Origin of the sequence: Echinicola strongylocentroti, assembly GCF_003260975.1 — a bacterium.
GTDB classification, from domain to species: domain Bacteria; phylum Bacteroidota; class Bacteroidia; order Cytophagales; family Cyclobacteriaceae; genus Echinicola; species Echinicola strongylocentroti.
This window is the reverse complement of sequence record NZ_CP030041.1, coordinates 2,324,281-2,349,000: the sequence shown is the minus strand read 5'-3', so window position 1 is coordinate 2,349,000 and position 24,720 is coordinate 2,324,281. Positions and strand designations below refer to the sequence as shown.

Annotated in this window: 15 protein-coding genes and 2 tRNA genes; 12 read left to right on the top strand and 5 right to left on the bottom strand. The window is 45.1% G+C overall.

Going from position 1 to position 24,720, the window contains the following annotated elements:
• Positions 1–8: 8 nt before the first annotated feature.
• The 4 genes from DN752_RS09025 to DN752_RS09010 all read right to left on the bottom strand — a co-directional run bounded on the left by DN752_RS09025 (position 9) and on the right by DN752_RS09010 (position 4,858).
• On the bottom strand, positions 9–2,768 hold the full coding sequence (locus tag DN752_RS09025) for a TonB-dependent receptor (RefSeq protein WP_112783638.1): 2,760 nt from the start codon (positions 2,766–2,768) through the stop codon (positions 9–11).
• 138 nt (positions 2,769–2,906) lie between these two features.
• Positions 2,907–3,284, bottom strand: a complete 378-nt coding sequence (locus DN752_RS09020; RefSeq protein WP_112783637.1) for a DUF3037 domain-containing protein — start codon at positions 3,282–3,284, stop codon at positions 2,907–2,909.
• Positions 3,262–4,056, bottom strand: coding sequence for a HipA family kinase (locus DN752_RS09015; protein ID WP_112783636.1), 795 nt, complete (start codon positions 4,054–4,056; stop codon positions 3,262–3,264). The genes DN752_RS09020 and DN752_RS09015 overlap by 23 nt, the downstream gene beginning before the upstream one ends.
• Before the next feature lie 133 nt (positions 4,057–4,189).
• Positions 4,190–4,858: a hypothetical protein gene (locus tag DN752_RS09010; RefSeq protein WP_162633179.1), complete on the bottom strand. Its 669-nt coding sequence runs from the start codon at positions 4,856–4,858 to the stop codon at positions 4,190–4,192.
• Positions 4,859–5,131: 273 nt separating this feature from the next.
• Here DN752_RS09010 and amaB point away from each other — a divergent pair, with 273 nt between their 5' ends.
• The 3 genes from amaB (at position 5,132) to DN752_RS08995 (ending at position 7,016) form a co-directional block, all read left to right on the top strand.
• Positions 5,132–6,676 (top strand): L-piperidine-6-carboxylate dehydrogenase, encoded by a 1,545-nt coding sequence (gene amaB, locus DN752_RS09005; RefSeq protein ID WP_112783634.1) that lies wholly within the window; start codon positions 5,132–5,134, stop codon positions 6,674–6,676.
• 142 nt (positions 6,677–6,818) lie between these two features.
• Positions 6,819–6,893: transfer RNA gene (locus tag DN752_RS09000), tRNA-Val, on the top strand.
• Positions 6,894–6,941: 48 nt separating this feature from the next.
• A tRNA-Val gene (locus tag DN752_RS08995) sits at positions 6,942–7,016 on the top strand.
• A 325-nt stretch (positions 7,017–7,341) separates the two neighbouring features.
• On the opposite strand, the gene DN752_RS08985 is transcribed toward DN752_RS08995, so the two are convergent.
• Positions 7,342–7,986, bottom strand: a complete 645-nt coding sequence (locus tag DN752_RS08985) for a TetR/AcrR family transcriptional regulator (RefSeq protein WP_112783633.1) — start codon at positions 7,984–7,986, stop codon at positions 7,342–7,344.
• Positions 7,987–8,319: 333 nt separating this feature from the next.
• On the opposite strand from DN752_RS08985, the gene DN752_RS08980 reads away from it, so the two are divergent.
• From DN752_RS08980 to DN752_RS08940, 9 genes are all read left to right on the top strand, one after another.
• The gene (locus DN752_RS08980) at positions 8,320–8,994 is read left to right on the top strand and encodes a hypothetical protein (protein WP_112783632.1); all 675 of its coding nucleotides are present in this window, start codon (positions 8,320–8,322) and stop codon (positions 8,992–8,994) included.
• 172 nt (positions 8,995–9,166) lie between these two features.
• On the top strand, positions 9,167–11,122 hold the full coding sequence (locus DN752_RS08975) for a M1 family metallopeptidase (RefSeq protein ID WP_112783631.1): 1,956 nt from the start codon (positions 9,167–9,169) through the stop codon (positions 11,120–11,122).
• Between the two features lie 538 nt (positions 11,123–11,660).
• The gene (locus tag DN752_RS08970) at positions 11,661–14,864 is read left to right on the top strand and encodes a SusC/RagA family TonB-linked outer membrane protein (protein WP_112783630.1); all 3,204 of its coding nucleotides are present in this window, start codon (positions 11,661–11,663) and stop codon (positions 14,862–14,864) included.
• A gap of 11 nt (positions 14,865–14,875) precedes the next feature.
• Positions 14,876–16,738, top strand: a complete 1,863-nt coding sequence (locus DN752_RS08965) for a RagB/SusD family nutrient uptake outer membrane protein (protein WP_112783629.1) — start codon at positions 14,876–14,878, stop codon at positions 16,736–16,738.
• Between the two features lie 12 nt (positions 16,739–16,750).
• Positions 16,751–17,434 carry a DUF3823 domain-containing protein gene (locus DN752_RS08960; protein ID WP_112783628.1) on the top strand — a complete coding sequence of 228 codons (684 nt, stop codon included), beginning with the start codon at positions 16,751–16,753 and terminating at the stop codon, positions 17,432–17,434.
• A gap of 80 nt (positions 17,435–17,514) precedes the next feature.
• Positions 17,515–18,492, top strand: coding sequence for an arabinan endo-1,5-alpha-L-arabinosidase (locus tag DN752_RS08955; RefSeq protein ID WP_112783627.1), 978 nt, complete (start codon positions 17,515–17,517; stop codon positions 18,490–18,492).
• A 59-nt stretch (positions 18,493–18,551) separates the two neighbouring features.
• The gene (locus DN752_RS08950; protein WP_317048525.1) at positions 18,552–20,918 is read left to right on the top strand and encodes a glycoside hydrolase family 127 protein; all 2,367 of its coding nucleotides are present in this window, start codon (positions 18,552–18,554) and stop codon (positions 20,916–20,918) included.
• Positions 20,919–21,080: 162 nt separating this feature from the next.
• A complete protein-coding gene (locus tag DN752_RS08945; RefSeq protein WP_112783625.1) occupies positions 21,081–23,012 on the top strand; it encodes a glycoside hydrolase family 97 protein in 1,932 nt (643 codons plus the stop codon).
• 46 nt (positions 23,013–23,058) lie between these two features.
• Positions 23,059–24,606 carry an alpha-N-arabinofuranosidase gene (locus DN752_RS08940; RefSeq protein WP_112783624.1) on the top strand — a complete coding sequence of 516 codons (1,548 nt, stop codon included), beginning with the start codon at positions 23,059–23,061 and terminating at the stop codon, positions 24,604–24,606.
• Positions 24,607–24,720: the final 114 nt, after the last annotated feature.

The following is a 24,720-nucleotide window of genomic DNA, read 5'->3' as shown; positions in this document are numbered from 1 at the left end:
ATTGATAATTAAAATTTAAAATTCAGTTCCATTCCGAAATAAGGTGCTTGATTGAGTGGGCCATAGGCGGATATCTCTCCCGATGACAACACTTGCTCGCCTTCTGGCCTGATATTGAGAAAATTGTTGGCAAAGAAGGTGAATCGGATGTTTTTGTTGATGTTCTTGGAAAGGTTAAGGTGGGCATTGAAATAGGCAATGGGAGGATTTTCGGAATAAATGGCAGCATCTCCCTTACGCGCTATGATGTCATATTCTTCATTGTCCCTTTCGTCTTCCGGGATCTCAATATAATTGAGGTCTTTGTCATAATAGGCTTTTGCCCTGATGGACTTCTTGGAGGTTTTGGAGTAATTGTAGAGAAATGACTCTATTCTTAGCTGGACCATGAGCCCAAGCTGGGACAAGTGATAGGTGGATGAGAAACTGGTCTGGAGACGTCCTGATTGCCTGGATTGCGGTCCATATACAGCAATGGAATAATCAGTTTGCTGTTTGATCTCATCACTCAAGGTATCAAATGTATCGTAAAGGCTATTGGCCCTTGTGTCGTAATAGGTGGCCCAAAAGTTAAAGCTGGTGTTCAATGCTTCCACTTTGGGAATGGCTCCCATCAGCTCAATCCCATAGCTATTGGTGAAATTATTGTTCATGACATGGTTTGCCGTAAAGACATAGGTCTTTAAATCTCCTGTGGGCCGATATACAGGGGTCTGGCCTTCCGGGTAACCGGTGATTTCATATGCAGAAACTAGGGCCGTGTACGGGATTTTATTAATGCTCAACCCACTGGAGTTCTTGTTCCTGAAATAGGTTGCGGACAGGTTGATACCTTCAGATTTGTAGTTAAGGCCAATTTCATGGCGCTTCGAAAGCATAGGTTCTATGCCCTCTGCATTTTGGGTTTCCACATGGGTATAGGCCAGATAAAGGCTTTCATTGACTTTGCCGTTGAAAGAATTCAGCAGAATGATATCCTGATAGCTGGGCCCTGGGTAGAGGTGTGCCAAGCCGGGCGCTTTGGTCTGGATGCCGTAGGCTCCGGTGACCGCCCATTTTTTTCCCAAATCGTAACGGGCATTGATCCGTGGGGATACGGTAAAAAACCCAAGCTGTACATCCCCTCTGGCACCCAAGGTCAGGTGGATGTCGTTATCGGCTAACTTTCCCTTAATCCCATTTTGAAGATAAAAACCATGCTGGATCAGCTCTGGTTGAATGTCCTTAAAGGAATAGGGTCGATCCGAGGTTGGGGAAGAACCTCCCGTAACTGGACGTAGCGGATCAAACACCCTGCCGTCTCCTCTATTGGCACTAAAACTGAAGTTGTACCCATAGCTGAGGTGGTGTTTCCATGTACCTGTTTTGAAATCTTTATAAAATTTGATTCTGGCACCGGCAGATATGGGTTTTCCATGTATCCGCATAGAGGCCGTATAGGTCCCCGGAGTAAATGTACCCTCATGGATGCCCTCTTCGGTGACACCGGTAACCGCCGTGACACCTCTATTGATCAATTGGATGGTCTCGGAAGTACTTTCCCCGTATGAATAACTGAAAGAGGTTTCCACTCCATCAAACACCAAAGAAGTATAATTAAAGCTGATTTTATTGGATAGAGAGAGGAATTTCCGTTGGTACTTATTCCTCAAAGTACTGCCCAAATCAGGGTCGGATTTAAAATCATCCAAATTTGTATTATAGGTAATGCTCAGGTTGTTCCTTACTTTTTTTTCTGCTCCAAAGAAGGAAGTCCACAATGCATTTCCATTGATCTGGTTATAGGATTTCATCCGATCTACGGGGTTGGCATTGCTGTAGACATAATCCACCCCAACCGAAAGGGAATTACGATCATCCAGTTGGAAGCCCTTATTGGCAAATACATTGGTATTCCCTCCAGCATAGCGCACGGCAAAGTTAAGTGGGGACCTTCCGGCAATGGTCTCCAAAATAATGGCTCCTTCGGTAATGTCGCCGTATTCTGCAGAGGCCACTCCTTGTACCAGTTCTACCTTTTCGACGTTGCCCACAGGTATTTGTCTTAGGTCAAATCCACCTCCTGGGTTATCCCCCGGAGCAAAATCATTTCCGTTATATTGAGATTTGGAAAAAGAATCAAACCGGCCACCTTGCACCGGATTGGTACCTTGCATATCTGCATTTTTGGTCATCTGGCTGCCATTGACAAAGAGTCCAATCCCAAAAGAGTTGTTCAATTCATCCTGGGGCGATAGATTGTCTGCCCTGAAGTTGATCGTTTGTGCTCCATGGAGCATAGGGTTCAAAACCGTCTGTCCGGGAGCCATTTGGAGAAGGTCAGAAAGGTTATTGGCTCGGGCCTGCTCTACGGCTGTACGGTCGATTTTGTAGGCGGAATTGGATACATTTTCCTCGTCCCTTTGTGCGGTTACTTCCACTTCATCCATGTAGAGGTCATGGTCTACCATGCTGACAGTGGATACTTGTACCATATTGGTATTGGGATTTATGAAGACGGTCTTTTCCAGTCCCTGTTTACCCACAAGGCTAAAGGCCACTTGGATATCTTCGGTAGTAGGTCTTCTGAACGTTACCGTATAGTTGCCATTTTCGTCCGTAATCGCATAGGCATAATGGGCTACCTTTACCGTCACATAAGGCAGGGGAGTTCCGTTTGATGATTCAATTACACTTCCTTTTAATGTAACTTTTTCACGTTCTTGGGAAAGAGCATTATGCAGGACAAAAACTATAAATGGCAATATAAGTAGTAGTCTCCTCGTCATGATTTGAGTGATGAGGAGGCAAAGATATGATTATTTAGATTAAGTTTAAATAAAAACCTTATTCAAAAAATCTATCAAAATTTTAACTTAATAGATAGATCGTGTGGGTTTGAGTGTTTAACGGTGGGTGAACAACGCTCACAGGACATATTCATTAAATAGCCGAAGCAAAGTGGTGTCCAAATTATCACTAAAACCGCTGTGCGGTCGGGAAGTCTGGATAATCGAGCTTCTTACAGCGGTGAGCCACCTGAAGCGGGAGGCCTTGTCCATGGTGCCAATTGGGCCTTGGGATCCACTGCAGATTTTTTCAAAGGAAGCCAAATTTTCTTTGATCATGGATACATCTACCTCAGGGTCCAGCATTAACAGTTTAGTGTCGTTTAGGGCCAGTTTGACTTGGAGAAATCCACTTTTGGTTCCGCAGATGATTACTCCTACATTGATGAACTCTTCCCGTTCTACCCTGGGAACGACGCGGATGATGGCATAATCATATAACAGTTGTCCTTGCATCTTTCGCTTCTTTTGTGAGTTGATCTGCGTGAGCATGCCTTAAGTTCAGGAAGTTGTCATAAACTCCCGCCAGTTCATCGGCGTCGTCACTTTCTCCTCCTGCGAGCAGCCATGATTTTGGAATAAGAGAGACGATGTTTTTGATGTTTTCAGGGCTCAATAGCGGCTTTAATATTTCATTGGCTTCGTCCAGCATACTGGCTTTGGGCAGGAGGACATGGTTTTGGATAATAGGGAAGGTCCCTTGGGCATTTCGTTCCCAGTTGTTCCAGCTGTGATGGAAGAGGAAGGCAGCCCCGTGGTCGATCAGCCACAGCTCTTTGTTCCACATCAGCATATTGGTGTTGCGAAAGGTCCTGTCTACATTGGTGATCAGCATGTCCAGCCAGACGATTTTTGAAGCCAAAAGGGGATCTACTTCCGTGGCCAATGGGTCAAAGTTGATCGCGTGGGATAAGAAGTGCAAGGCCAAATTCAGGCCTTTGCTTCCTTTGAGCAGATCTTGGATTTCTTCATCTCCTTCCGATCGGCCAAATGCCTCATCGAGTTCGGCAAACACCAGTTCTGGTACTTTGAAGCCTAAAACCCTGGCGATCTCTCCGCCTAGAAGTTCAGCAATGAGGGCTTTTTCCCGCTGGCCAGCTCCTCTAAATTTCAGCACATAATTAAACCCATCATCGGCTTCGGCAAGGGCCGGTAATGAGCCACCTTCCCTAAGGGGCAAAATGTACCTCATTACATTTACTGTGCGGAGTTCGTTTGGTGTTTTCATGTGCAGCTGAAACAAAATACGTTTCCCAAGCCTGTAACTACAGAGATCTTGGAAGTGGGTACCGATCGTTGTTGCTCCAAATAGTGAATAAAAATTTAATTTTAAAAACTTTCAATGCAAACATATAGCGTCCTTATCTTCTGTTCCTCGTTTTTCGTGTATCCTTGAAAAACAGCAATTCGTTCATGAGTTGATTGAAAATGACCTCATTGCCACCATATTTGTGGATCAGTCTATCCCATGTAGCTTTACCAAATTCCAATTTGTTTTGCCGACTGTCTTCATAGATCCAATGTCCGAAAATGTCCTTTCGCAAGGAGGCTTTTTCGGTGGTGGATTCGTAGGAAAGGCCGCCGTTTTTTTCTCGGGTAAAGGCCATTCGCCTTCCGTTGATGGACTCTGTCCTAGTGACGTTGCCAAAAATATCTTCGCCTATTTCCAGCTTATAATCCCGGTTGTCCTGGATGATCAGCTTATCGAAAATGTCAATTTCATAGGTGGCTTTATAGTTGGTTTCTCTTCTGTATTGACGAACCAGGTCCATTAGGAACATCCGTTCTTCCCGCTCGTTTTTCAGCATATCCCCGTATTCTTGGTGGAGGTATTTCTTCTCAAAGGTGATGTTGTTTTGCTGATTGTCGGTGAAGATAAGGTTGTCGAAGACATTCTTCTCCAACAAGGCTTTGTATTCGCCATTTCTGGAGCTGTATTCCAAATGCCCAAAAAAATTGCGTTCGATGAGTTGGCCAAAAGCCAATTGTTGCAGCAAGAAAGCGGTAAGTAGTAGGAGGTATCTTTTCATCTTGTTTGAGTCTAAAAACCAGTAGCGTTTTACTCGCCATTTCAAAAGGTGTGCCAGTAAAAGGGGACTGTGATCCATCATGAATTCGGTTAGTATCCAGTCGAAAAGTGGGGAGCTTTTTGAAAAGAAAATGAGGTGATTTGTTTCAGGGCTGGTTATTTATCAATACGTCTTCTTTAATTTCTTCAAATTAATGAATAACTTCTCATCTCTTTTCTAAGAAAGAGGCTCAAAACTGGATTACCACAAATTAGCTTAAACAATAAATCTATCATGACTGACACATTCGATACTAAAACCCTTCTTCAAGACCTTGGGCTCAATGAAGTAAACAAGGGGACTTGGACAGGAGTAGAGTATATAGACATCAAAGGAGAATGGCTGAGCAGCCACTCTCCTGTGGATGGGAAAGAGATAGGCAAGATCCAGATGACTACACGTGAGTCTTATGAAAAAGTCTTGGAGCAAGCTGAAAAAGCATTTAAAGTTTGGCGAAATGTACCAGCACCGCAGCGTGGTGAAGTGGTCCGCCAAATTGGAGTGGAACTTCGCAACAAAAAGGACTTGTTAGGCAAAATAGTGTCCTACGAAATGGGCAAATCCTACCAAGAGGGACTCGGGGAGGTGCAGGAAATGATTGATATCTGTGATTTTGCAGTAGGCCTTTCCCGTCAACTGTATGGGCTAACGATGCACTCTGAGCGACCAGGCCACAGAATGTATGAGCAGTGGCATCCGTTGGGAGTCGTGGGGGTGATTTCGGCGTTTAATTTTCCTGTGGCTGTTTGGTCTTGGAATACGATGATCGCATGGGTATGTGGTGATGTGTGTGTGTGGAAGCCTTCCGAAAAGACCCCGTTGACTTCGTTGGCCTGCCAGGTGTTGGCGTCGGAGGTTTTTAAGCAAAACGGCTTTCCTGAAGGTGTTTCTTCCCTGCTCACTGGAGGTGCTACAGTAGGTGCATTTCTTACCCAAGATCCACGGGTAGCACTTATCTCAGCCACGGGATCTACCGATATGGGCAAGGCAGTCGGCGAGACCGTTGGGGGTAGATTAGGTAAGGTGCTCTTGGAGCTTGGTGGTAATAATGCCATTATCATTACCGAAAATGCTGATCTGGATATAGCGATCCGAGGGGCACTCTTTGGTGCAGTGGGGACAGCTGGGCAGCGATGTACGAGCACTAGGAGGTTGATTATTCAAGAATCAGTTTTTGATGAGGTAAAGGAAAGACTTGTCTCGGCATACGGCAAGCTAACCATAGGGAATCCACTTGATGAGAACAATCATATAGGTCCGCTGATTGATGAGCAAGCAGTACAAAACTACCTTACGGCGATTGAAAGGGTAAAAGCAGAAGGTGGAAGCGAATTGGTAGCCGGGGGGCTTTTAGAAGGAGAGGATTATTCATCTAGGTGTTATGTGAAGCCAAGTGTCTTTGAAGCAGAAAATCATTTTCAAATTGTCCAAAAAGAGACATTTGGTCCCATCTTATACCTTATTAAGTACCAGGAATTTGAGGAGGCCATTGCTATGCAAAACAACGTCCCCCAAGGCCTTTCTTCTGCAATCATGACCACTAATATGCGTGAGGCGGAGCGTTATCTTTCCAGTGAAGGATCGGACTGTGGCATCTCCAATGTCAATATTGGAACTTCAGGAGCAGAAATTGGCGGGGCTTTTGGAGGAGAAAAGGAAACAGGAGGAGGCCGAGAATCAGGTTCGGATGCTTGGAAAGCTTATATGAGGCGACAGACGAATACGATTAACTATACCACTGAGCTTCCCTTGGCCCAAGGAATAAAATTTGATATTTGACAATTGTCATCTCGATAACTTTTATTTCAGGATATCAGCCAGTTAGTATCTGGCTGATATTTTTTTTTAATTATTATTTGCTGCAATAAAAAAAGCATCTACCTTTGCAATCCAATTCAACAACAAATGGTTGATGAATAATGGGAATTTAGCTCAGTTGGTTCAGAGCATCTGCCTTACAAGCAGAGGGTCGGGGGTTCGAATCCCTCAATTCCCACAGCGTTTCCCGGCAATGGCTGGAGACATAAAGTGGTTTAAAAATAATGGGAATTTAGCTCAGTTGGTTCAGAGCATCTGCCTTACAAGCAGAGGGTCGGGGGTTCGAATCCCTCAATTCCCACTTGAATAGCCTTGGTGCACACCAAGGCTAATTTTATTTTAAGGCGTATTGGATCATTACTTTTATATTCATTATTCCCAACAACTTGATAGATTTTATACCGGTCATACATCGACGCGCTGGACAGTGCCTACGACGGCATAATGCCAATCACAAAGGATTTGGTGGCCGGGAAATGGCTGGCAACTTTGTTATGCTGAGCTATACCCCTCAAAGTCAGCAGTCAGAGAGAGGGAGCTGCAGGTGAAGTCATGGAAAAACAGAAAACGGTTCCTTCGACTGCTAGCGTGAATGCGGAAGTGTTATTTTACGTTGGTTGTTTTGTCTATTTGGCTTGTTTCTCCGCTTCATTATAGGCCCACTCTAGGATGGTCTCTATACTTCGGGAGATTCGATTTTTCCTGTTTTCGTTTTCGATTTCACAAAAGCTTCCTCCTGTGCTGTTTGAATGGAGGACAATGTAGTATATCCCTCCGAGTATTAATGCTAGGATTCCCCTGATATCGATATCCGTTTTATCAAAAAGAGGATCCATTTTAGCCAATATTGTAGCACCAAGCTTTTCACGATCATTACAGATTTCAAACATCAGTTGGCTTTTTTCGCTGATCTCCCATAGAATAATTTTTTGAGCTTCCTGTGAGTTGGACATGTGCTCGTAGAGATTTTTAAGTGTCATTTCTATCGTTTTTTTTCCATAATCATCGTCTTTGTGGTCTGCCAATTGTCTCAAGGAATCATAGAAGGCCATCCAGTAGTCTTCGCCTCTAATGTAGGTTTCGATCAGTTTGTCTGCATTTCCAAAATATCGATAAATCAATTTTTTGCTCACCCCAGCGGTATCTGCAATTCGGTTGACTCCAAGTTTGGTATAACCTTGGGTGCGGATGATTTCTCCTACTGCTTGGATGAGTTTTAGCTTCGTACGTTCCTTGTTACGAAATTCTCCATGCGGGATTTTTCGAGCCATAATGATTTGCTGTTTTAGTAATCTGGTAAAATAATGGTTTAGTTTCTTAATATATTCCCAAGTGGTGACAAAATTTAATTTATGTCACCACTTGGTGAAATTTTAATGATTAAGTTTGTGGAATTATGGGGATTGGGCGGTTTCGCATGGAAGTTGGTTGACATGACAATGGATTTTTAATTCAATAGAAGTTCGGCCTTAGCCTGCCCCTGGTCTTTATTATATAAATTCCAGCTTTCTCAGAAATGGCTTGTTCATTGCGTAATTGCTGTGAATTAAATGAGAAAGGTCATACTAGGAAGTATGAGTCAGGTTAGTTAATACATAAAGAATATGGAAAATATTATGGACTTTAAGCGAAGTATAGTGCTATTAGGTTTAGTGGTTATTCTCGGATCATGTGGACAGGAAGAGGAGACTCCTGATTATCCAGTTACCATGACTTTTGATAAAATAGTCACAGTATCTGAAATGCGTGTATTTGCAGGAGGCGAGCTATTGGATAGTAACGGGGACATTGAGGTGATTGGAGAATTTTTGGATAGGTATTATAGCATCGGTTCTACTTCTTATAATTCCAAATTTGTGGAGCCAGGGGCTAATTATGGAGATGGCGCAGAAATCACCTTTTTTGCTGATGGTAGGATTCACTACGCCTCACAAATCATAGAGGTGAAAAGAAAAGATGGGACCATAATCATGAAGTCAAAAGTGACCAATGAGGTGGAGGACTTCCCGTTGGTTGAGTCCGATTTTTTTAAGTATCCATATGATGTCACCGATAACGGACGGTATAGTGTTCATCATGTCATGTATGGTGATGAACGGTCAGCCCTTGACGTGGCATTACAATATTTTAAGCTTGTTCGCTATGATAAAGATGATAAATTGGTGTCTGTGGACTTTGGGACACGCCATAATGAATTTGATGAGGACTTTTTGGAGAGCCTAACAGACCGTGATACGCTTGCCTTAAAATCCTACAGGTTAAAATATTCCGTCAAATAAGTAAAGGCTTGGATGTGCTTGCTGGTTTTTGAGATTTATAGGTAGTCTAGGAAGTAAACTTTGGTAATGTTTCCGGCAGTTGATTTTTTAATTCCCTACCATTAAAATAAATACATTTTCTGTTCGTCAATCTTTATGTAAATTTGGCGAAATATTATAATCAACTCAAGATATGAAATATACTTTAGAGAAACTCTCAATCTTGTTTTTATGCTTGTTTATGGTGCAGGTTACGGTGGCACAGCAGGTGGAAGAGAACAACCAAAGTGAATTTGGCGATTTTATTTACCGTAAAGGAAACATGTACAGATCGGCTTCAGGAAAGCCTGGGCCGATGTATTGGCAAAACCGTGCCGATTACAATATCGATGTGACCTTGGACGATGAGGCACATACCATCACTGGAAGTGTGACCATTCATTACACCAACAACAGTCCGGAAGCATTGGATTTTGTATGGCTTTATCTGGAGCAGAACAGGTTTACCGAAGACTCTCGGGGTACCTTGACCACACCGATCCAAGGTAACCGCTACAATGGCGATGTGGACGGCGGATACCAGTTGTCCAATGTTTCTGCTAAAGTGGGCAAGAGAGGTGATGCTTCTAACAAATACTTGGTGGACGATACCAGAATGCAAGTGTTTTTGGACGAGCCGATTCCTGCAAAGGGCGGTGAAGCGACCATTTCGATGGACTTTTCCTACAAAATCCCTGAAAAGGGCATGGACAGAATGGGACGTCTTGACGTAGAAGAAGGTACGATCTATGCCCTCGCACAGTGGTATCCTCGTACGTCAGTTTTTGACGATGTCAAAGGCTGGAACACGGAGCCTTATTTGGGCGCAGGTGAGTTTTATCTGGAATATGGTGATTTTGAATATTCTGTAACGGCACCTTCAGATCATATTGTCGTTGGTTCTGGGGAACTATTGAATCCGGGTGATGTGATGTCCAGTACCATGCAAGATCGGATGGAAAAGGCCATGGAAAGCGACAGCACCGTGTATATTCTTACGCCGGATGAAGTGGCTGACCCTGCTACAAGGAAAAAGCAGGACGGCACGTTGACCTGGAAATTTAAGATCCAAAATTCCAGGGACATTGCTTTTGCTTCCTCCCAAGCATTTATTTGGGATGCAGCCAAAATAGACCTGCCTAGCGGCAAAACGATCTTGGCACAATCTGTATATCCCAAGGAAAGTGATGGACAGGAAGCTTGGTCACGATCTACGGAATACAGCAAGGCGTCGATAGAGCACTATTCAGAGAAATGGTACGAATTTCCTTATCCTACCGCTACCAACGTGGCCGCTGATATTGGAGGAATGGAATATCCTGGCCTTAACTTCTGTGGATATGAAAGCAAAGGCGAGTCGCTTTGGGGCGTGACCGATCACGAATTTGGCCATAACTGGTTCCCGATGATCGTAGGAAGTAACGAGCGGCTTTATCCTTGGATGGATGAAGGGTTTAATACGTTTATCAACCATTATAGTACACTGGAGTTCAATAATGGTGAGTATCCAGCTGATCTGGACCATACCAGAAAGTACGTTTCTTGGTTCAATAGAGAAACCCGCGAAGGAATCGACACCTATCCAGATGTGGTCAATACCAGTAACTTGGGAATGACTGCTTACATGAAGCCGGGAATGGGCTTGATCATGTTGAGGGAGTATATTCTTGGACACGAGCGGTTTGACAATGCCTTCAAGTCTTATATCGAAACTTGGGCATTTAAGCATCCTCAGCCTACAGATTTCTTTAACCACATAGAGAATGTGGCGGGTGAGAACTTGAATTGGTTCTGGCAGAACTGGTTCTACGGTACCGAAAACATTGACCTGTCCCTAGATGGGGTTTATCCTTATGGTGGCAATTATGTGTTGGCACTGTCCAACAGGGGCGGCGTGCCGATGCCGGTATTGGTAGAGGTTACTTTTGAAGATGGCTCTTCTGAGAGATTTAAGCTGCCAGTGGAAATCTGGCAGAGAGGAGATCAGTGGAACCATCTTTACAAGACCGATAAGGAAGTGAAAAGCATCGTGATCGATCCTGACAAAGTGTTGCCTGATGTGAATATCGGTAATGACAAATGGCCTTCTGCTATCTATGAAGAGGAATGATCCTTGAGTGAATATATATTTAAGGTTTAATAAAAAGGCGGGGAAATCCCGCCTTTTTTTATGGCCAATAATGTAGCCGGGGACGATTGCCGGAAAGCATTTTTGTGATAAAACCCAGTTCGGTCTCCTCTAAATGGTTGGCTAGCATAGATGTTTTTCTGATTGAAGGGCAAAGCAGTGAAAATAAAATTTCCCTAAAATACTTTTTTCCACTTTTTATAAATAGCGCTCGATTTTTTTACTAATAATTGTTAATAATACACTTTAAAATTCCAGATTTTTAAAAATCCTTCCCGAAACCTGTTGTTACAGAATTTACCACCAGCTGTTTTTATAAATTATTAGTGTTTAAAACACATTTAATTATTGCGAAAGAGTAGAATATTCTCTAATATTCGAAATAATTAATAAGTGTACTAAAGCCACTTATTAATTTTAAAGCAATCGGGTGAAGTGGAATGTTGTCGCCCAAGGTACTCGTTATTAGCGGGTTAATAAGTAGTTAATGAGTTTCTAATTTTCAATAAACCCCATTAATATGAAATGTAAAGCTTTACACAAGCATTTTGCTGTGGTGACTTTGCTGGTAACCTTTCTGTTACAGCAAGTCCCCCCACTTGGAGCAGCACCGCTCACTCACCCTAACTTATCCACCCCCAATTTCCTTAAAAGCCAAGCAATGGAGCTTACTGTATCTGGTACAGTGGTGGACGAGGAGGGAATGCCCATTCCCGGAGTCAGCGTATTGGTAAAGGGAACCAGTATCGGTGTAGCCACCGATTTGGATGGTAAGTACACCGTGGATGTGCCATCATCAGAAAGCATTTTGGTATTTTCGTACTTAGGCTACGAAGCGCAGGAAGTCACTGTGGGTAACCAATCGACCATAGACATTACCTTGGGAGAAAACCTCAGTGACCTTGGAGAAGTAGTGGTCGTAGGTTATGGTGTCCAAAAGAAAGGCACCATTACTGGTGCGGTAGGTGAAGTAGATTCAAAAGACTTGATCAAAACACCTTCTGTCACTACTTCCGAAGCCCTTGTGGGGAAGATCCAAGGAGTGACAGCAAGGCAGACTGATGCAAGGCCAGGATCTAGTGCATCCATTCAAATCCGAAATATGGGGACTCCATTATATGTGATCGATGGAATCCCTTCTGATGCAGCGCAATTTAACAATCTAGGCCAAAATGACATCGAAAGCATCTCTGTACTGAAAGATGCTTCTGCGGCGATCTACGGTATGCGTGCAGCCAATGGTGTGGTATTGGTGACGACCAAAAAAGGTAAAGCCAACCAACCTGCAGAGATCAGCCTAAGTGGCTATTATGGTCTGCAGAACTTTACCCGCTACCCTGAGCCAGCCAATGCATACCAATACTTACGCGCCAACGCGGAGTCCAATGTCAATGCAGGAAGAGCACCGGGAATATCCCCTGATGAACTGTCCAAATGGCAACAAGGTACGGAAAAGGGCTATGTCAGCACGGACTATTATGATTTTGTGATCAAACCAAATGTGCCGCAATATTCCCTAAACGGGAGTGCTGTGGGCGGTTCTGAGAATACGAAATACTATATCTCATTGGGACATTTGAAGCAAGATGCTACGATCGAGGATTATCTGTTCGAAAGAACCAACTTCCAGTCAAACATTGATGTGACATTGGCCGATGGTTTTAAAGTAGGGATGCAGCTCAGTGGCCGTATCGAGAATAGAGAACAGGTAGGTGTACCAGGCTTGGATGATTACTTTAACCCTTTCCTGAGTATTTTTACCATGTGGCCTACAGAGCGCCCGTATGCCAATGATAATCCAAACTATGTCAATGGCGAGGTGCACAACATCAACGTAAATCCTGCTACCTATACCAAGGACATCACAGGTTATGTAAATGAAGTACAACGAGCGATTAAGGGCAATTTCTTTGCACAGTATGACTTTGATTTTGGCCTGTCCATGAAAGGTACTTACTCGTACAATTATACCAATCTGGACTTTGATGGTTTTGAGTACACGTATGATGGTTACGGTTATGATGAAGCGACGGATACGTACTTTACCAATGACAATATGGGTAACCAAAACCCTTGGAGAGAACGAAGGAAAAGAAACACTGTAGACCGTGTAGGCCAATTTCAGGTCAATTACGCCAAGAATTTTGGCGCCCATAACTTGTCTGCAATCCTAGGTTATGAGCGATGGGACCAACAGTCCCATTATATGATCGTGCACACCGTGCCACCTAATAATTACATTCCATTGATGTCCTTTGCCGATCAGGATGTGCTGATCGATGAGATTTATCAGGAAGCCAGAGACGGTTATTTGGGTAAAATCAACTATGACTACAAGGAAAAATACCTAGTAGAGTTTATTGCCCGGTACGATGGATCGTTCCTTTTTCCTAAAGAAGACCGCTACGGTTTTTTTCCTGGGGTTTCGGCAGGTTGGAAAATCACCGATGAACCGTTTATGGACAATGTCAAAGGCAATGTGCTTTCGGACATGAAAATCCGCGCCTCTTGGGGGCAGACCGGAAATGACCGATGGATCGGCAGCGATGAATTTATCGTAGCGCCATTTAGCTATTATGCTGGATACGATTTTATCCCAAGTGCTGGTGGAAGTGCCGTTTTGGACGGCGGCTTTGTGCCAGGTGTGGATCCGCGAGGACTGCCGGTGACCAATCTGTCTTGGGTGACCAATACGAATGTAGATATCGGTATCGATACGTACCTTTTCAATAGCAAGTTATTCTTGCAGGCCGATGTGTTTCAACGAAAGAGAACAGGGATTCCGGCCAGTCGATATGATGTGCTATTGCCAGTAGAGGTAGGATATACCCTCCCGGTCGAAAACCTAGAGTCCGATGTACACCGCGGCGTAGAAGGAATGGTGACGTATACCGGAAGGACTGGTGAAGTGGACTTCTCCCTAAGTGCCAATGCGACCATATCACGTTTGAAAACACTGGAAAGGTATAAGCCTCGTTTCGGTAATTCTTGGAACCAATACCGTGATATGGATGATGGCAGATGGAACAATATCAACTGGGGCTATAATGTTGTCGGAAGATTTGAAAGTGAAGAGCAAATCGAAAACTATCCAGTGGATATCGATGGAAATGGCAATAGAAATGTCCTTCCTGGAGATTTTATCTATGAAGATGTCAATGGGGATGGCTTGATCAACAACCTCGATGAACGTCCTATCGGATATGCAGAAGGAGCCAATCCCTATGTGAGTTTTGGCCTGAACGGATCGGCCAGCTATAAAGGCTTCGAGCTATACTTTAGCTTTGCTGGGGCTTCTATGCAGACCTTTACCAGAAACTGGGAGCTGAGATACCCCTTTCAGAACAATGGTAACTCGCCCGATTTTATGTTTGAGGACAGGTGGCACCGTGAAGACCTCTTCAATGCTGACAGCGAGTGGGTACCGGGCACTTACCCGGCCATCAGAAGAGCAGGGGCTGACCACCTTTACAGACACAGTAATTTCTGGCTGACCAACGTTCGTTACCTGAGACTGAGAAACCTAGAGCTAGGTTACCGCGTGCCAAAAGCCTTCTTGGAGAAATACGGCATCGGATCACTGAGGGTGTATGCCAATGGTACCAACTTGGTTTCCTTTGACAATGTCAAGAGCTTTGGTATCGATCCGGAAATTGGCTCTGCCAATGGGCTGGTTTATCCGCAGCAACGACTGTTTAATTTTGGATTTAACCTAACCTTCTAAACCCCAAAATGATGAGATTATCTAAAATAACTATAACACTGGCGGTAATTGCAGGTTTGATAATGAGCTCCTGCGAATCCGATTGGTTGGACCGTGAGCCACCAAATATATTGCTTGATGACCAAGTCTGGAATGACCCGGGATCCATTACCGGTGTCCTGTCCAACTTCTATGACCGTTTGCCGGCACATACTACGCTACAAGCGGGATGGGTGGACTTTGCGGCCTATGACGAAGCCACGTGGTCAGGCTATACGGGGAATGACTACCTGAATAATCTGCTCACTTATGACTATGGCAGATGGGGCTTGTGGGATTATAATTTGATTCGGGACATCAACTTGTCGATCCAGAAATTAAACACTTATTCCACTTTATCTGAGGATCAGCGTACGCAGTTTATCAGTGAGCTGCGCTTTATCCGTGCGTTTGTCTATTTCGAGCACGTGAAGCGGATGGGTGGTGTACCGATCATTACGGAAGAATTGGTTTATGACTTCAGTGGTGATCCTACCTACCTCCAATTTCCGCGAAATACAGAGCAGGAAGTTTACGATTTTGTGATTAGCGAGATGGAAGAAATCATGCCTACACTGGGCAATGGACAAAGCATCACCAGAGCCAATCGCTTTATTGCTTTGGCCGTAGTGAGCAGGGCAGCCCTGTATGCTGGGTCGATTGCCAAGTACAACAACCTGATGCCATCACCGATTTCCCTGCCTGGAGGTGAGGTAGGAATTCCTGCCTCAGCTGCTGAGGGATATTTTACCAAATCTTTGGAAGCCTCGAGAAGCATCCTCCAAGAAGGTGGATATGCGCTTTATAACAACAATCCTGATCTTGGTGAAAACTTCTACGAAGCGATTGTCTCCAAGTCCAGTAATTCGGAGGTTCTGTGGGTGCAAGATTACCTGTCCTCTGCAGATAAGCGTCATTGGTTTACCTATGATAACGTGGCGAGGTCGGTACGGGAAGATAACTTGGCTTCATCGGCACTTACGCCGATCTTGAATCTGGTGGAAGATTATGAGTACTTGGATGGTAGCTCAGGAGAGTTGAGAACCCGCACCGCTGACGGTTCAGATTATATTTATTATGACAATGTGGAAGATATCTTTGCCAATAAAGATGCCCGTCTTTACGGAACCATCATCTATCCAGGGGCTCCGTTCAGGGGGCAAGAGATCTTTATGCAAGCAGGGGTAATGGAGTGGAACGGCTCAGGCTACGATAGGATTGAATTTGCTGATCAGCAGCCAGACCTTGGTTCGGTGTACGCTGATGGCGGAGTACTGAAAGCTGAAGCTGGCCCCCACAGAAGCCTGCAAGATGTAAGTAATACTGGTTTTTACCTTCGCAAGTATGTAGATGATACTCCTGGAGCGAGTACCAGGGGTAACTTGAGTGAGGTATGGTGGGTAAGGTTCCGTTTGGGAGAGATTTACCTGAATGCTGCCGAGGCTGCTTTTGAACTAGGGGAGTCCGGTGAGGCGCTTGGTTATGTCAATACCCTGAGAGAAAGAGCTGGATTCGGAGCCAATAGTCTTGCTAGCGTGACATTGGAACAAATCCGTCATGAAAGACGAGTGGAGCTGGCTTTTGAAGACCATGTGGTATGGGATTATAAGCGATGGAGAGTAGCGCACCTGAAATGGTCAGGAAGTACCGAAAACCCTGAAAGTATGGCCTATAGCCTGTATCCGTACAGGGTGGTAAGGCCAGGTGATCCTAGAGATGGCAAGTTTGTGTTTGTAAAAGAAGTGGTGCCACGATTCAGGGCTCCCCGCTTCTTCCGCTTGGGGAATTATTATTCCTTGATCGGGCAGAACATTATAGATGCCAATCCGAAAATTGTAAGAAATCCATTCCACTAAAAGATGCCAATTATGAAACTAAATATCATTCAATCGTGCCTTTTGCTGGTGCTGGGTTTTATGGTGGCCAGCTGCGAGTACGATAATTTCGAAGAACCAAAATCCACCTTGACCGGTAGGATTGTGTATGAAGGAGAGCCACTTGGGGTAAGAAATCAAGGGGTCCAACTGGAACTTTGGCAACACGGCTATGACCTGTTCCAAAAGATACCTGTTTATGTTTCGCAGGACGGAACCTTTTCTGCCAAATTATTTAACGGTGATTACAAGCTCACCTTGATCCGTGGCAATGGACCGTGGATGGATCAGACTGACTCTTTGGACGTTTCACTGAGCGGATCTCAGGAAATCGATGTGGAAGTAAATCCTTACTTTACCATAGATGCGCCAAGTTATGAGATTGTCAATGACACAATTGTACGGGCCAATTTCACGGTCAACCAAATCAATGCTACGAGCACCTTGGAATTAGCAGCGGTATATTTGGGCAGGACTTCATTGACTGATAGAGTAAGGAAAGAAGGGGATGAAGAAGTTTTTGGAGAGCAAATTACTCCTGGGACTCCAGCTACAGTAGATGTTACGATCCCTAACGGATTGCGTGGAAGAGGGGACTTGTTTGTGCGAGTAGGTGTGAAAACCCTTGGAGTGGAGGAGTTGCTTTATTCACAAGTGGACAATGTGTCCATCAATTAAGTTGTAACGATCACCGACTAATTAACCGGGAAATTCAGCCATCTGAAAGGGTGGCTGAATTCTCATTTATATGAATTGACATGAAAAAACCACTAATAGCCTTATTACTGATATTGACATGCATTACAGCTGGAATGGCGCAGAGCATTTCTGTCCATGACCCTGTGATGATCAAAGAAAACGATACCTATTACCTGTTTTGTACGGGTAGGGGAATTGCGGTTTGGTCTTCTCCAGACATGGAAAACTGGGAGCGGGAAGCACCGATTTTTGCGGAAGCACCCACTTGGACAAAGAATGTGGTCCCTGATTTTGGAAACCATATTTGGGCACCTGATATTTCTTTCCATAATGGTCAGTATTACCTCTATTATTCCATTTCCTCATTTGCCAAAAACACTTCTGCCATTGGTGTGGCCACCAATAAAACACTCGATCCCTCTTCGCCTGATTTTAGGTGGACAGATCATGGTATTGTCATCGAAAGTGTACCTGGTCGGGACATGTGGAATGCGATAGACCCCAATATCATTACCGATGAGCAAGGGACGCCATGGATGTCCTTCGGGTCCTTCTGGGCTGGGCTGAAATTGGTGAAGCTTTCTGATGATATGTTATCTGTAAAAAATGGCCCTGAGGACTGGTTTACTTTAGTGAGAAGGAAGAGGACTTTTGAGTTGGATGAGCGAGACCCTGGGGATGCCGCTGCCGAAGCGCCGTTTATTTTCAAAAAAGATGACTATTATTATATGTTCGTGTCTTTTGATCTTTGCTGCAGAGGGGAGCGGAGTACCTACAAGATGATGGCGGGAAGGTCAAAAAACCTGACCGGCCCTTACCTGGACAGAGAAGGCAATAGCATGTATAATGGTGGAGGTACATTGGTCTTGGCAGGAAACGAGGACTGGTATGGCGTAGGTCATAATGCTGCCTACACATTTGACGGAAAGGATTATTTGATCTTTCATGGCTATGATGCCAGTCAAAATGGAAGACCAAGGTTATTTATAAGAGAGATCAGCTGGGATGAAGAAGGTTGGCCAGAAGTAGGCTATTAGTAGCCTTTATGCCCTGAGATTGGAAGTTTAATATTATTAGCAACCTACAATTGACAACTATGAAATCGACGGCTTACTCAACGTTTAGCTATATGGTCTTGACCACAGCTTTTTGTTGTTGTTTGGGGAATGCGATTGCCCAGCAGGCACAGTTAAAGCTTTTTGGACTTGATCAGGTCACATTGTCACCGAGTCCTTTCTCCCAAGCACAGCAAGTGGACATGACTTATATGAAAGCCATGGATGTGGACCGTTTACTTGCCCCATATATGTTGGAGGCAGGGCTAGATTGGCCAGCGAAACGCTATCCCAATTGGGAAAATACCGGTTTGGACGGACACATTGGTGGTCATTATCTTTCTGCTTTAGCGATGATGTATGCCAGTACAGGAGATGAAGAAATGAAGCGCAGGATGGATTATATGGTGGGTCAGCTGGCCATCGCCCAAGGTAAAAATGGAAACGGCTATGTGGGAGGTATTCCTGGAGGAATGGCCATGTGGGAGGAAATCGGCCAGGGCAAAATCGATGCAGGAGGTTTTTCGCTTAACCAAAAATGGGTGCCGCTATACAATATCCATAAGCTCTATGCAGGCTTGAGAGATGCCTACTGGATAGGGCAAAATGAGCAAGCCAAAACTGTTCTTGTAGCCCTTACCGAGTGGTTTTATGAACTGACCAAAGGACTTACCGATGAGCAGTTCCAGCAAATGCTGATCAGTGAGCATGGAGGGTTGAACGAAGTGTTTGCTGATGTGGCCGCCATTACCGGAGAGGAGAAATACTTGGAACTGGCCAAGAAGATGTCACATGAGTTGGTGCTGGAGCCATTAGAGCAGCAAGAGGACAAACTTACAGGCATGCATGCCAATACACAAATCCCCAAGGTGATCGGATTTCAGCGGATTGCCCAAGAGGGCAATTTAGCCAACTGGCAAGACGCAGCGGATTTTTTCTGGCATAATGTAGTGGAAGAAAGATCAGTGGCCATTGGCGGAAACAGCGTCCGTGAGCACTTTCACCCTGTCAATGACTTTTCTTCCATGGTCTCCTCCAACCAAGGTCCCGAAACCTGCAACACCTATAATATGCTCCGACTAAGCGAGCAGCTTTTCATATCCAATCCACAAGCAAAATATGTAGATTTCTTCGAAAGGGGATTATATAACCATATCCTGTCGAGCCAGCATCCTGAGAAGGGCGGTTTTGTATATTTCACCCCGATGCGCCCCGAACACTATCGGGTATATTCCCAGCCACATCAGGGATTTTGGTGCTGTGTGGGATCGGGACTGGAGAACCATGCCAAATACGGGGAGTTTATCTACGCTCATTCGGAGGATGCCTTGTACATCAATCTTTTTATTCCTTCTGAGTTGCACTGGGATGAAAAGGGAATGGTGCTGAAGCAGGAAAACAATTTCCCTGAAGCAGCCAGTAGTGCCTTTACATTAGCAATGAAAAAGCCGCAAAAGGTGGCCATCAAGTTGCGTTATCCATCATGGGTAGCAAAAGGTGCTTTGGCGGTTTCAATAAACGGCCGCCCGGTTGAGGTGGACGCAGCGCCTTCCTCCTTCGTGACCATTGACAGAAAATGGAAAAATGGTGATCGGCTGGAGGTGAAGTTACCTATGAATATGCAGTGGGAGCCACTACCTGATGGATCTGATTGGGGGGCTTTTGTGTACGGTCCGATTGTCTTGGCAGCCACTGAGGGAACGGAGGATATGCCTGGCCTCTTCGCTGATGACAGTAGAATGGGGCATGTGGCAGCAGGGAAGATGGTCCCATTGGCAGAGACACCAGTTTTGGTGTCGGAGGGCATTCGCCCAGAGGACTTGGCAGTACCTTCTTCTAATCCAATGCAGTTTGCATTGGCCTCTGTAGATGCGGAAGAAAATGCCTTTACACTTAGGCCATTCTATCAAGTGCATGAGGCGCGTTATCAGGTGTATTGGCCAATCAGTAAACCCGACAAGGTTACTGCTACTCGTAAAGCAATCGGTGAAAAAGATGAGCTAATGCTGGCTCTGGAGCGGGCGACGGTAGATCAAGTGGCCACTGGTGAGCAGCAACCAGAATCGGATCACTTCTTCAAAGGTGAGCATACCCTGTCGGGCAATAATGAAGGGTACTTCTGGAGAAGCACTACCGATTGGTTTAGCTACGAACTGAAAAATAAAAATAGTCAAGGCAAAAAACTGAGGGTGGTTTTTCCTGCCAAGGTGGATGGAAACCCTTTTGATATCTTTATCAACGGTGAAATGTTTCAGGAAGTCAAGTTAGAAAACAAAGAGGGATCTAGTCAGGAAATCGATTACCCACTGCCAGCATCATTACAGCAGGAAGCGCGACTGGTACTGGAGTTCAGGGCGAAGAACGGCCAATCAACCGAGCGGATTTATTATGTGCGCTTGATGCGGTGAAAATGGTAGGTGTTTAGTGTGAAGGCTGATGGAGCCAAAGCCAGCATTCCCGCTAGAGCACTAGTCCGGATTTATCATCCGAACTTCAAATAAAAGGGATTTGTATTCCCCTCAAATCGAAATTTAACCCACTATAAGTTCACTACTTAATACTCATTACTCATGACGAAAACAACCTTAATTGTATGTCTGATTCTCAGCTGTTGGGCATGTTCAGAGAAGAAAGAAGACATGACATTGCAGTCGCCTGATGGCCAGCTCACCTTGGATGTGAAGCTGGAAGAAGGAAACGCGTACTATCACCTCAGCCGAAATGGTCAGGAAGTTCTCGAATGGTCACGACTGGGCTTGGTGATGGACAAAGGTGATTTTTTTGAGGGCCTGGCACTGAAGGAAGTTACTGATAAGCGATCTGTGGAAGAACATTATGCGCTGGTACATGGAAAGAAGCGTGAGATCGATTACTATGCCCATGAGAAAGTGTTCACTTTTGGCAATGCCAAAGATGAGAAAATGGCAATCGCCTTTCGGTTGAGTGATGACGGTTTGGCATTTCAGTACCAATTTGATGGAGAAAGTAAAGCGGCCTATACCATCGAAGAAGAAAAGACCACCTATAATTTTCCCGAGAGTGCGAAGGCCTGGATGCAGCCTATAGCCGAGGTGAATACCGGTTGGGAGAGTAGCAATCCATCTTATGAAGAGGAGTATCAAATGGGCGTGCTGGTGGGTACGGTTTCACCGATCCCTTCAGGTTGGGTTTATCCGGCACTTTTCGAAAGCCATGACACATGGGTGTTGGTGTCGGAAGCGGGACTTGGAAGTGATTATTGTGCTACCAGGCTCCATGCCGAGTCTCCAGAAGGAGAATATGCCGTGACCTTCCCCAGCGACGAAGAGGCTTTTCCCGGTGGTCCTGCCAAACCCACCAGCACATTGCCATGGAAATCTCCGTGGAGGATTTTGGCGGTAGGCACCCTTGGGACAGTAGTCGAATCCACGCTGGGGACGGACTTGGCAAAGCCGCAAATAGCCATGTCTACGGATTTTATCGAGCCTGGCCAAGCAGCTTGGAGCTGGGCATTGGGCAAAGACCAATCCATTACCTATGATATCCAGAAAGAGCACATTGATTTTGCGGCCAAGATGAACTACGAGCATTGCCTGATCGATGTCAATTGGGACACCACAATCGGGGATGACAAGATAGCCGAACTCGTAGCTTATGCAGCGGAGAAAGGTGTAAGCGTCCATCTTTGGTACAATTCCGCGGGGAGCTGGAACACCACCCCGTACCACCCGAGGAATAAGCTGGTAGAAGATGAAGGCAGAAGGAAGGAGTTTCAGCGGATCAAGGAAATGGGCGTGGCAGGAGTGAAGATTGATTTCTTCGGTGGCGACGGCCAATCGATGATCGGGTATTATCATGCTATTTTGCAGGATGCCGCCGCAGTTGGGTTGATGGTGAACTTTCACGGAACGACATTGCCGCGAGGCTGGCAGCGGACTTACCCTCATTTGATGACCATGGAGTCAGTGAAAGGGTTTGAGATGATCACCTTTGAGCAGGCTTTTGCGGATAGGGTGGCGGCACATTGCGCAGTGCTGCCTTTTACGCGGAATGTTTTTGATCCGATGGATTTTACGCCGATGTCTCTCGATGAGATTCCAAACATTGACAGGAAGACCAGCAAGGCTTTTGAGTTGGCTTTGACGGTGATTTATGAATCCGGTATTCAGCATTTGGCCGAATCGCCTGAAGGTACCGCCAAGCAACCTGAAGAAATTATCGAATACCTCCAGCACTTACCCAAAACGTGGCAAGACACCAGGTTCATCGATGGCTACCCCGGGGAGTTCGTGGTGCTTGCAAGAAAGGGACCGGAAGGCTGGTATGTGGCAGGAATTAACGGATCAGACGAAGACAAGAACATTCCGCTCGATTTATCATTTGCAGCATCGTCCAGCAAGTGGCTATTGATCACCGACACGGATGATTTATCGAGCTTCAATGTGAGGGAAGTGGTTGCTAATGATATGGATGAGGTGAAGTTGTCAGCAAATAAAGGGTTCGTGCTTTTCCAAATGAAATAAAAAATGTAATTTAGACACTTAATAACCGATAAACCTAATTAAAATCATGAAGAAAACCATATTTGGCGGCCTGATGATGGTAGTAGTGATGCTGTCCGGATTCGCTACCATGGCCCAAAACAAACTGGTCATCAATGCAGACCAGGGAAAGACCCAAATTAGCCGACATATCTACGGACATTTTAGTGAACACCTAGGGCGTTGTATCTATGGTGGTATCTGGGTCGGCCCTGATTCGGAAATCGATAATATCAATGGCTACCGAACAGATGTATTCGAAGCCTTGAAAGCATTGGACATTCCCAACCTCAGGTGGCCAGGAGGGTGTTTTGCAGATGAGTATCACTGGACGGACGGGATCGGTCCACGAAGTGAACGCCCTAAGATGATCAATACCCACTGGGGTGGCGTGACCGAAGATAATTCTTTCGGTACACACGAATTTTTTGGTTTTGTGGAGATGCTGGGCACCGAGCCCTATATTACCGGCAATGTAGGCAGTGGCTCTGTGGAAGAAATGTCCAAGTGGGTAGAATATATCAACTTTGACGGAGTGAGCCCAATGGCCGAACTGCGAAAGAAAAATGGCAGGGAAGAACCTTGGCAGATCAAATACTGGGGAGTAGGGAACGAAAGCTGGGGCTGTGGAGGAAACATGACCCCCGAGTACTATGCCAACGAATACAGAAGATACGCCACTTTTGCGAGAGATTACCCAGGGGCAAAACTCTATAAAATCGCCGGTGGTGCCAATTCTACCGACTACAACTGGACAGAAGTGCTGATGCAGAAAATTCCATTACACATGATGGATGCGATGTCACTCCACCATTATACCGTGCCGGGTACTTGGGGCAAAAAGGGCTCATCCACGGAATTTTCCAAAGAAGAATACCTGACGACTTTGGAAAAAGCAGCCTTTATGGATCAACTATTGACCAATCATGAAACCAGAATGGACAAGTACGATCCAGAGAAGCGTGTGAAGCTGATCGTGGATGAATGGGGGACTTGGTACGATGTGGAGCCTAATACCAACCCTGGCTTCCTTTACCAGCAAAATACCCTCCGGGATGCTTTTGTAGCAGCGATTACCTTGAATATCTTTAACCAACATGCCGACCGTGTCCACATGGCCAACTTGGCACAAACGGTAAACGTGCTTCAGGCATTGATCCTTACTGAGGAGGATAAAATGTTGCTGACGCCAACTTACCATGTATTTGACCTTTATAAACCACATATGGATGCGACATTGTTGCCCTCTTACTTGACTTCCGAAAAGGTGAAAGCAGGTGATGTGGAGATGGAAGCGCTTAACGTGTCTTCTTCACTTTCTGAAGATGGTACAGTGAATATCAGTATTGCCAATGTCGACCCTGATAAGGCCATTGACCTGGAGGTGTTCCTTCATGGTACGGATGCTAAGGATGTGTCGGGAAGGTACTTGACCGCCCCTGAACTGAGCAGCCACAATTCCTTCGAAAACAATGATGTGGTGAGCATTGAAGCGTTTGATGATTTCAAATGGGAAAATGGTTTGCTGAACGTAAAGGTACCAGCAAAGTCCGTGATAGTTCTTCGGGTAAAGTAAGGTAGGTTTGTAGTAGTGAGATTTGGGGTATGAATATTGAGTCTTGAGTCTTGAGATATGAGACTTGAGATATAGTCTTGAGACAAATGGCGATCATGTATCAAGAAAAAAGTA